The sequence below is a fragment of the Flavobacterium sp. 140616W15 genome, assembly GCF_003668995.1.
Lineage (GTDB): Bacteria > Bacteroidota > Bacteroidia > Flavobacteriales > Flavobacteriaceae > Flavobacterium.
This window is the reverse complement of record NZ_CP033068.1, coordinates 415139-425901: the sequence shown is the minus strand read 5'-3', so window position 1 is coordinate 425901 and position 10763 is coordinate 415139. Positions and strand designations below refer to the sequence as shown.

General features: G+C 31.7%; 8 protein-coding genes. 6 read left to right on the top strand and 2 right to left on the bottom strand.

Translation table 11 applies throughout. The annotated features are described in order from the left end of the window. Window positions 1–80: 80 nt before the first annotated feature. Complete coding sequence (locus EAG11_RS01885) at window positions 81–1403, bottom strand: aspartyl protease family protein (protein WP_129537631.1); 1323 nt, start codon at window positions 1401–1403, stop codon at window positions 81–83. A 121-nt stretch (window positions 1404–1524) separates the two neighbouring features. Here EAG11_RS01885 and EAG11_RS01880 point away from each other — a divergent pair, with 121 nt between their 5' ends. The 6 genes from EAG11_RS01880 (at window position 1525) to lgt (ending at window position 6918) form a co-directional block, all read left to right on the top strand. Beyond that, on the top strand, window positions 1525–2721 hold the full coding sequence (locus EAG11_RS01880) for a pyridoxal phosphate-dependent aminotransferase (protein ID WP_129537630.1): 1197 nt from the start codon (window positions 1525–1527) through the stop codon (window positions 2719–2721). A gap of 212 nt (window positions 2722–2933) precedes the next feature. After that, entirely contained in the window at window positions 2934–3605 is a 672-nt protein-coding gene (folE, locus tag EAG11_RS01875; RefSeq protein ID WP_129537629.1) for a GTP cyclohydrolase I FolE, read from the top strand. A 67-nt stretch (window positions 3606–3672) separates the two neighbouring features. Then, window positions 3673–3942, top strand: a complete 270-nt coding sequence (locus EAG11_RS01870; RefSeq protein WP_242499240.1) for a four helix bundle protein — start codon at window positions 3673–3675, stop codon at window positions 3940–3942. 176 nt (window positions 3943–4118) lie between these two features. Continuing rightward, window positions 4119–5597, top strand: coding sequence for a cysteine--tRNA ligase (gene cysS, locus EAG11_RS01865; RefSeq protein ID WP_129537628.1), 1479 nt, complete (start codon window positions 4119–4121; stop codon window positions 5595–5597). A gap of 79 nt (window positions 5598–5676) precedes the next feature. Beyond that, a complete protein-coding gene (gene yidD, locus EAG11_RS01860; RefSeq protein ID WP_129537627.1) occupies window positions 5677–5925 on the top strand; it encodes a membrane protein insertion efficiency factor YidD in 249 nt (82 codons plus the stop codon). Between the two features lie 63 nt (window positions 5926–5988). Next, window positions 5989–6918 carry a prolipoprotein diacylglyceryl transferase gene (gene lgt / locus EAG11_RS01855; protein ID WP_129537626.1) on the top strand — a complete coding sequence of 310 codons (930 nt, stop codon included), beginning with the start codon at window positions 5989–5991 and terminating at the stop codon, window positions 6916–6918. A gap of 832 nt (window positions 6919–7750) precedes the next feature. Here the strand turns inward: lgt and secDF are convergent. Continuing rightward, entirely contained in the window at window positions 7751–10723 is a 2973-nt protein-coding gene (secDF, locus tag EAG11_RS01850; RefSeq protein ID WP_129537625.1) for a protein translocase subunit SecDF, read from the bottom strand. Window positions 10724–10763 lie beyond the last annotated feature (40 nt).

Genomic DNA, 10763 nt, shown 5'->3' with positions numbered 1-10763 from the left:
ACCGAAACAATTAAACAACTTACACATTAACAAACAACAACTTACCCCAAACTGACTTATCTATGGAAGTTAAGACAAGACTATAATTCATCGGTCAACTGAAATTTGAATTTCAATAACTGACTATCTCTTTCAATTTCTAAACTTATCCATATATCGTCTTCAGATTTCAGTAATCTATTTATTTGCTCTAAAGAATATTTATAAGCCAAATTTTTATTAATACTAATAATAATGTCTCCATTTCTCAATCCAGATCGTTCTGCCGCAGATTTTTTCCTAATATTTGCAATTTCAAAAACAGGTTTTAATAGAAACTTGTACCTAAAATCATTACTTATCTTTTCTGTTGCATCACTAGATGAATTTTTTACAATAGGAACTGTTTCTAAATGTACCGTTTCTTGCACCCATTGTAATCCATTATGCTGAATAACAATTCCACTTTTATTATATGTAAAAGGATGAGGGAATTCTTTGTTTTTCTTTAGATACATTTTTTGACCTTTATAGTCAAAAACTACAGTAAATCTTCTTAATATTTCACCACCAACTGAACCTATTCTATCAGGAACCATTTTTACATTTCGTACGGAACTAGAATCCGGAAAAGCAACAATAGGGTGAATAAAATCAAAGTCACCAATAGAAAATTTAGGAATTCTAGCTCTTCTTCCTTCAATATCACCACTAAATCCTTTTCCTAAATAATCTTCAAAGTTTTTCACTGGTAATTTAATATTCGGATTTTGAAAAATCCAAAAAGCATCGCTATTGCCAGTATCAACAAGCAACTTTGCAGAAATTCCAAGGCTATCGATAACTGCATTCGAATAAAGATAAGGCTTAGCTCTCTCGATTGTGATCGGGATTTTTTTGAATTTTTTTTCTAACCTATTATTATACTTATCGGTAGCTCTATGAACGGTAATTTTTTTAGAATGATAATTTATCTCAATCAAATTATCTTTAAAGAACTGATAGCCGATGATTCCATTTACAGGAATACCTATATGTGAGGACAAATTAAACTCCTGATCCAATATAACATACAAAAGGTTATCTGTAGATTTTAAACCATCTACTTCTAAAGTATTATTGGTAGACTTCAACCCCTCAATAGATTCTTCGATACCTAGTCCTCTTAGTTTTATTTTTTTAATATTAAAAAATCGAACCTCTTTTTTATCTTCTAAACTAAAAAGCACAGTATCATCAACTCCAGAATCTAATAAAAAATTTAATTCAACACCATTTACTTTAATAGGTATAAAAACCAAATTATTTATTAATTTAAAAGGAATTGTAACCTTATCTATATGTTTATCAATAACAAATCCCTGCTGCGAAAATGCAGTAAAGGTGATTATTTGCAAAAAAAACAAAGTAATTTTTCTTTTCATTAAGAGTATTTCTTATAAAAATACTAAAATTTTAGTTAATTAATACAAATTAACAACTACTTATATTGTTTACGTTAAATTCGAAAAAAAACCGCAAATTTGCACTTCAATAATTTACATCATGCCAAAAATTTCAAACAAAGGCAAAAACATGCCCGAATCACCGATACGAAAACTAGCTCCTTATGCTGATATAGCTAAGAAAAAAGGACATAAAGTGTATCACTTAAACATTGGACAACCTGATATAAAGACACCCGAAGCCGCCATCTCGGCCATAAAAAATATTGATTTAAGTATTATTGAATACAGCCCATCGGCTGGCTATGAAAGTTATAGAAAAAAACTAGCTCAATTTTACCAACATCAGAACGTAAATGTAAACAAAGAAGATATAATTATTACAACTGGAGGTTCTGAAGCTTTGCTTTTTGCATTAGCAACAATTACCGATCCAGGAGACGAAATTATTATCCCTGAACCTTTTTACGCTAATTACAATGCTTTTTCAGCATCAACAGGCGCTACAGTAGTTCCCGTTATTTCTAGTATTGAAACTGCTTTTGCACTGCCAAGTATTGCTTCTTTCGAAAAACTGATTACACCAAAAACAAAAGCTATATTAATATGTAACCCAGGAAATCCAACTGGATATTTATATTCTGAATCTGAAATTTTGCAACTAGCAGATTTAGTTAAGAAACATGATTTATATTTAATTGCTGACGAAGTATATCGTGAGTTTACTTATGATGGAGATATTCATTATTCTGTAATGAACTTAAAAGGCATTGAACAAAACGTAATCATGGTCGATTCAGTTTCTAAACGTTACAGTATGTGTGGCGCAAGAATTGGATGTTTAATTTCAAAAAACAAAGAAGTTATTGCTACAGTAATGAAATTTGCTCAAGCACGTTTAAGCCCTCCTACTGTTGAACAAATTGCTTGTGAGGCTGCTATCGATACACCGCAAAGCTATTTTGATGAAGTAATTTCTGAATACAGAGGGCGAAGAGATACCTTAATAGCAGAGCTTAATAAAATAGAAGGCGTAATAGTAACTAAACCTAAAGGTGCTTTTTATTGTATTGCTCAACTACCTATTACTAATGCAGATGATTTTGCACAATGGCTTTTAGAAAGTTACGACTACAATGGTAAAACGGTAATGATTGCTCCTGCAGCAGGATTTTACTCAACTCCAGGAATGGGATTAAACCAAGTACGTATTGCTTACGTATTAAACAAAGAAGATTTAATTCAAGCAGTTACAGTTTTAAAAGAAGCTCTTCTAGTATATAATGCTAAAAAATAGCAACCACTACAAAAAACAAATAGTTAATAATATGCAAATGGCAACAACGATTAATCGTTGTTGCCATTTATGTATCAAGCACATACGTACACATAAATTAATGTATATCTAAAAACTGTACATTAAATAATACAAACGATAGAAACTGTTTCCCTTTTATTAATTATCTTTACGCACTCAAAAAGATATACCCATTATAATAGTAGTTTTTAATGATAAATAACGAAGATTTTTTAGACGAAATAGGTGACAATCACATCGGATCAAGTGCGCAAAACCCAATTAGAGAAGATGCTTTTGCAATTACTGACGATGAAAAAATTGAAAAGATAAAGAAAGATGTTGAAAATATTCTGATTACACTTGGAATGGACTTAACTGATGACAGTTTAAAAGGTACTCCAAACAGAGTAGCAAAAATGTTTGTTAAAGAAATTTTTGGAGGACTTAATCCTGTAAGAAAACCTAAAGCATCTACTTTTGATAATAATTATAAATATGGCGAAATGTTGGTTGAAAAAAACATTACGCTTTATTCTACCTGCGAACACCATTTATTACCAATTATAGGAAGAGCTCATGTTGCTTACATCTCTAACGGAAGAGTAATTGGCCTATCAAAAATGAACAGAATTGTTGAGTATTACTCAAAAAGACCTCAAGTTCAAGAGCGCTTAACTATGCAAATTGTTCAGGAATTACAAAGAGCCCTTGGTACTGAAGACGTAGCTTGCGTTATAGATGCAAAACACCTTTGTGTAAACTCAAGAGGAATTAAAGATATTGAAAGTAGTACTGTAACATCTGAATTTGGTGGTAAATTTAAAGATCCTCAAACAAGAAGAGAATTTTTAGATTACATTAAATTAGAAACTCAGTTCTAGTTTAATCGGTTAATCGTTAATTTGGTTAATCGAAAACGGATTAACGATTAACTGTAATTAAATAAAAATGTACATATTTTCCTTTGAGAAGTTAGAAGTCTGGCAAAACTCAAGAATGTTTATTTTGGATATTTACAAATTGACTAGTAATTTTCCCTCAAATGAAACATTCGGAATAACTTCTCAAATAAAAAGAAGTTCATCTTCAATAGCAACAAATATTGCAGAAGGAACCTCTAGAAATACTAATAAAGACAAAGCACATTTCTTAACTATCTCATATTCATCTGCAATGGAAACTTTAAATCATTTAATTATATCAAAGGATTTAAATTAATTATCAGAAGATGAATACGCAAGCTGTCGAGAAAAAATTGAAAAAATTGAAAAAATTTGCAATCAGATAAATAGTTTAAAAAAATACTATCTTTCTAAAGAACAAAATACAGCTAGCGATAAACGTTTACACGATTAAACAAATCAACAATTAGAACAATCAAATAGTAAAATAACATGCCTTTATATACAAGTCAACATCTAAAAATATATAATTCACTTTCAGGTGAAAAAGAAAATTTCAATCCAATCCATGAAGGAAATGTTGGAATGTATGTTTGCGGACCTACAGTCTACAGTAATGTTCACTTAGGAAATGTTAGAACTTTTATGTCATTTGATGTGATTTTTAGATATTTTTCGCATCTGGACTATAAAGTACGCTATGTTCGAAATATTACCGATGTTGGTCATATTGTAGATGATGTAGATGAAGGCGAGGACAAAATTGCAAAAAAAGCTCGCATAGAGCAATTGGAGCCTATGGAAATTGTACAGCGTTATACTGTAGATTTTCATGAAATCCTGAAAGCTTTTAATTTTCTACCTCCAAGTATTGAACCTACTGCTACTGGGCATATTATTGAGCAAATCGAGATTGTCAAAAAAATAATTGATACTGGAATTGGTTATGAAGCCAATGGATCAGTTTATTTTGATGTTGTAAAATATAATGAAACCAACAATTACGGCATTTTAAGCGGACGAAATATCGAAGATATGCTAGCTAATACCCGTGATCTTGATGGTCAATCGGACAAAAGAAACCCTCAGGATTTTGCTCTTTGGAAAAAAGCAGAAACACAACATATTATGAGATGGCCTTCACCTTGGAGCGATGGTTTCCCAGGTTGGCATCTTGAATGTACTGCAATGAGCACTAAATATCTAGGCAATCATTTTGACATTCACGGAGGTGGTATGGATTTAAAATTCCCACATCATGAATGCGAAATTGCACAAAATGAAGCTTGTACAGGACAAAGCCCCGTAAATTATTGGATGCATGCCAATATGCTTACCCTAAACGGAAAGAAAATGGCAAAATCTACTGGTAACAACATTTTACCTGGTGAGATTTTAAGCGGAGAAAATACTATCCTAAGCAAACCATTTTCTGCTTCTGTAGCTCGTTTTTTTATGTTACAAGCACATTACCGAAGTATCTTAGATTTTTCGGATGATGCCATTGTTGCTGCCGAAAAAGGATACAAAAGATTAATGGAAGCTCTTGACTCTCTAGATTCTATTACTACAAATTCTTCTTCATCGATTGATATAGCTAGTTGGAAACAACTATGCTACGACGCTATGAATGATGACTTTAACACTCCTATTTTAATTGCACAGCTATTTGAAGCTGTTCGTTATATTAATTTATTAAAAGATAATAAAGAAACTATTACTTCTGAAGATTTAAACAACCTGTCAACTTCATTAAAAGCTTTTGTTTTTGATGTTTTAGGTTTAAAAGATGAAAAAGTCTCAGATGCTAATAATGATAAATTAGAAGGAGTTGTAACTATGTTAATCGAAATGAGAAATCAAGCAAGAGCTGATAAAAACTTTGCACTTTCTGATCAAATCAGAGATCAATTAATTGAATTAGGTATTCAATTAAAAGATGGAAAAGATGGAACTTCATTTAGTGTATAGCAAAAAGGCTTTTAGCTCAGTTTATAAAAATTAAAATACCCTTTTAATACTTTTTCTGAACACTGATTACTAACAAAGTATGTTATCAAAAATAGTAATATATCCATTTGTTTTACTTGTACGGTTTTATCAAAATGCGATATCACCCTTTACACCTGCAGCTTGCCGTTTTGAACCAACGTGCTCAAGCTACATGATACAAGCACTGCAAACTCACGGTTTATTGTATGGTGGCTATTTAGGGATCAAACGAATACTCAGTTGTAATCCTTGGGGAGGAAGTGGCTACGACCCCGTTCCCGAGAAGAAATGCAATCTAAAACATTAACTTTTTATAAAGTATAACTCTATTTTAAAATTTTATTTTTACAACATAAAAATATATTACTACATGATACACGCTTTAAACATTGTTTGGAATCCTTCGGAAGGAATAGATTTAGGTTTTTTCATGATTCGATATTACAGCCTAATGTTCGTAATCGCCTTTGGATTGGGATGGTACATAATGAAACGAATTTTCGAACGTGAAAATGAACCTATCGACAAATTAGACTCTCTTTTTATATGGACAGTTTTGGCTACTTTGATTGGAGCTCGTTTAGGACACGTATTATTTTATGACTGGGAATATTACAGAAATCATATTTCAGAAATTTTCTTACCATTCCGTTTTAGTCCAAATTTTGAGTTTACAGGTTACCAAGGTTTAGCTAGTCATGGTGCAGCAGTTTCAATTATCATTGCAATGTACTATTACAGCAAAAAAATATTAAAACGTCCCTTATTATGGATCCTAGATAGAGTTGTCCTTCCTGTTGCTAGTGGAGCAATATTTGTACGTTTAGGCAACTTCTTTAACTCAGAAATCATTGGAAAAGAAACTGATTCTGTTTTTGGAATTCGTTTCTTACATGATACTTTTAGCAAAAATGATGCTATAAACAAAACACAAATTGCTAATCCAAAAGAAGCATACAATGCAATTGCAACTGATCCAAAATTTGCTGATTTATTAGCTCAGGTTCCAGTAAAACATCCTACTCAACTATACGAAGGATTTTGCTACATTTTTGTATTCGCTATTCTTTACTATTTATACTGGAAAACAAATGCAAGCCAAAAACCAGGATATTTATTTGGTTTATTTTTAGTTCTTTTATTTGTAGTTCGTTTCATAGTCGAATTTGTAAAAGAAAGCCAAGGCGGTATAGAAAGCGAATTAGGCTTATTTTCAACAGGACAATGGCTAAGTATTCCATTTATAATAGTTGGAGCTTACTTCATGATTAGAGCTAATAAAAAAGCCTCTGTGAACTAAATAAAACACAATATATAAAACACCCGACATTCTCATATAAGAACATCGGGTGTTTTTTTTTATAACAGTTTATTTCAGTCGCTACGCTCAGTTTTCAATTTACATATTACAATTATCTGTCACAGTTTACAACTTAAGCTTACAGTGATCGTTTGTTGTAATTTCGGTTTATATAACAATGCAAAGTTCGCAATAAAAGTTTACTATTTAATACTCGCCGAGTACCGTAAACAGAAATTCTTAACCAATCGCTACTTCTCTCCGCGACAGACAACCGATACTACTCTCTATTTACTGTGAATTACGGACCGCTCACTGAGAGATTAAAAACACCTAAATGGATCGTTTTTTACCGCAAACCACCAACTTGTTATTAAGACTGAAAACTGTGACTGACAATCAAAAACTGCTCACTATTTACCGCAAAATACGACTGTGACTGTAAATTAAAACATTATGTTTTATTTCCTCTAACCATTAAGAGATGAAGAAATTTAAGCTTCCCTTATTAATGAAACTCGGTTAATATTTATTTTTTCACCACAGATTGAATGGATTGAAGAAAATTGAGTTCAAAGCTTAATGAAACTTAATCTCTTAATCGTTCAAACTAAAAACATTATGTTTTATTTTCTCTAACCATTAAGAGATGAAGAAATTTAAGTTTCTCTTATTAATGAAACTCAGTTAATATTTATTTTTTTACCACAGATTCAATGGATTGAAGAAAATTGAGTTCAAAGCTTAATGAAACTTAATAGCTAAAATTTTTGCATAAAAAAAAGGATTCAATTTTCATTGAATCCTTTTTCCTTAAATAATAACAGAAGTATTATTCCGCATTTTTATGTCTTTCTTCGATTGAGATCTTGTCAGCTGCAGAGATAGAATCTACTAACACTGGAGTTGCAATAAACAAAGAAGAATATGTTCCTACAATAATACCAACCAACATAGCGAAGATAAACCCTCTAATTGATTCCCCACCAAAAATAAACATGATCAATAATACCACGATCATCGTTAATGAAGTATTAATTGTTCTAGACATTGTTGTATTAATAGAGTCATTTACAATCTGCTCAAAAGAACCTTTTGTTTTTCCTGCTAAAAATTCACGAACTCTGTCAAATACAATTACTGTATCATTCATTGAGTATCCAATTACAGTAAGGATCGCAGCAATAAAGTGCTGATCTACTTCCATACCAAACGGCATGAATTTATAACATAACGAATAAATACCTAATACAAAAATAACGTCGTGAGCAATAGCTGCAATCGCACCTAAACTAAATTGCCATTTTCTAAAACTAATCATTAAGTACAAGAATACAATTGCCATTGCTCCAAGTACAGCCCAATATGCATTTGTTTTAATATCTTCAGCAACTGCTGGACCTACTTTTGAAGCTTGTACGATACCTAATTTTTTACCTTCATAAGCATTAACGAATTTATCATAAGTTAAACCATCAGAATAATATTTTTTCAAATTATCAAACAATAATTTATTTACTTCTTCGTCAGCTTTAATACCGTGCTCTTCAACTTTATATTTAGTTGTAATTTTTAATTGGTTGTCTTTACCAAAAACTTTTGCTTCAGCACTACCAAAAACCACAGCCAACTCATCCTTAACAACTTCTGCTTGAACAGGTTTCTCAAAACGAATTTGGAATGTTCTTCCTCCAACGAAATCTACACCTTGATCTAATCCGTTTATGCATAATGATGCAATACTAACAACAACAACAACACTTGAGAATAAGTACGTCCATTTTTTAACTCCTAAGAAATCGAAATGGAAGTTATTAAACATGTTTTTAGAGAAATTAGTCACGAATGTTAAATCATTCTTTCTGCTAATATTTCTGTCAATAAATATTCTAGCAATAAAGATAGAAGTAAATAAAGAGGTAATAATACCAATTAACAAAGTAGTAGCAAAACCTTTAATTGGCCCTGAACCGAATATAAACAATACAGCTCCAGTTAAAATATGCGTAACGTTTGCATCTGTAATAGATGACATTGCACCTCTCCAGCTATATGAAGTTTTAATTGCTTCGTCAAGTGTTTTACCTGCTCTCAATTCTTCTTTTGCTCTTTCATATATAATGATATTCGCATCTACTGCTGTTCCCATTGTCAACACGATACCAGCAATACCTGGCAATGTAAGAACCGCTCCTAAACTTGCTAAAATACCAAATAAGAAAAGTAAGTTAACTGCCAATGCAAGATTAGCATACCAACCAGCTTTACCATAATAAATCATCATCCAAAGAGATACTAAAAGTAAACCTACGATAGCAGAAGTTGTTCCATTATCAATAGCTTCTTGACCTAAGGATGGTCCTACAACTTCTGACTGAACGATATCAGCAGCAGCAGGTAATTTACCAGCTCTTAATACGTTTGCTAAATCTTTAGTTTCTGTAACATCAAACACACCTGAAATCTCAGATCTTCCTCCTGAAATTGGACCACTAGAAACTCCTGGAGCAGAATATACGATATCATCAAGAACAATAGCTATATTGCTTTTTTGAGTATATGCTCTTCCTGTTAATTCTTCCCAAGCTCTAGCTCCTTGGCTGTTCATTTGCATAGATACAGCTGGCTTACCCATTTGGTCAAAAGTATCTTTAGCATCAGTTACAACACCACCACTCATTGCAGCAACGTTATCTCTATTTCCTTTTAAAGCATATAATTCAACTGCTTCAATTTCTTTTCCTTTTGCATCTTTAACATCTGTTGGTTTTCCCCAAACAAATTTTGCGTAATGTTGATCTGGAGCCAACAATACTCTGATGTCAGATCTTTTTAAATAACTGTTTACAACAGCAGTATCTTTTGGTGAGAAAAGACCTAAAACTGGCCCACCACCTTGACCTATAATTTTATCAAATAAAGGATTGTTTCCTTTTTTAGTAGCAAGTGAATCTTTACCACCTGTAAGTAAATCATTCAATGAATCTTTAACTACAGCTTTAGTTTCAACTTTATTGATTTCGGTTTTCTTCAAGGCTTCATTTGCAGCCACTAAGAAATTACCCATTTCCTCAATTTTGTATGTTTCCCAAAACTCTAATTGAGCAGTACTTTGTAATAATTTCTTGATTCTATCAACATCTTTTGCACCTGGAAGTTCAACAAGAATTCTTCCTGTTTCTCCAATTTTTTGAATATTTGGTTGTGTAACACCAAATTTATCGATACGTTTTCTTAGTACTCCAAAAGCACTATCTACAGACTCATCAACTTTTCTTTTGATTACTTTTTTAACTTGAGCATCACTCATTTGGAAATCAATCCCACCTTCACCTTGCAAACTTCTGTTAGCAAAGATGTCTGGAGAAGCTAATCTTACTGTTCCATTAGAATTTGCTTCAAATGCTTCAAAAAACGCATCTAAATACGTTTGATTTCCTTTTTGATTTGCAGTTGCATCCGCTAATGACTTATTAAAAACTGGATTTTTAGAATTATTAGCCAATCCTTTCAAAACATCTTTTACAGAAATCTGAAGAATAACATTTATTCCACCTTCTAAGTCAAGACCTTTATTGATTTGCTTGTCTTTTACTTCATTAAAAGTAAAACTAGTAAATCCTAAATTGAAAACTTTTTCTTTACCAATAGAATCCAAATATTTAATTTCTTTATCAGGATCATTTCCTGCGAAAGATTTCGCATCACTTTTTACCTTATCAGCGACAAAAGTGAAGGAAAGTTGGTAAATACTTACCAATGCAAATAGAATTGCGAAAAATTTAATAAGTCCTTTATTCTGCATTATTACTAAAAATTAATTATGTTTTATAGTTTGTTTTGTT

Bases quoted from the DNA above. Each gene is read 5' to 3' on its own strand.
- EAG11_RS01885 (WP_129537631.1), bottom strand. From the start codon at position 1,403: ATGAAAAGAAAAATTACTTTGTTTTTTTTGCAAATAATCACCTTTACT.
- EAG11_RS01880 (WP_129537630.1), top strand. From the start codon at position 1,525: ATGCCAAAAATTTCAAACAAAGGCAAAAACATGCCCGAATCACCGATA.
- folE (WP_129537629.1), top strand. From the start codon at position 2,934: ATGATAAATAACGAAGATTTTTTAGACGAAATAGGTGACAATCACATC.
- EAG11_RS01870 (WP_242499240.1), top strand. From the start codon at position 3,673: ATGTACATATTTTCCTTTGAGAAGTTAGAAGTCTGGCAAAACTCAAGA.
- cysS (WP_129537628.1), top strand. From the start codon at position 4,119: ATGCCTTTATATACAAGTCAACATCTAAAAATATATAATTCACTTTCA.
- yidD (WP_129537627.1), top strand. From the start codon at position 5,677: ATGTTATCAAAAATAGTAATATATCCATTTGTTTTACTTGTACGGTTT.
- lgt (WP_129537626.1), top strand. From the start codon at position 5,989: ATGATACACGCTTTAAACATTGTTTGGAATCCTTCGGAAGGAATAGAT.
- secDF (WP_129537625.1), bottom strand. From the start codon at position 10,723: ATGCAGAATAAAGGACTTATTAAATTTTTCGCAATTCTATTTGCATTG.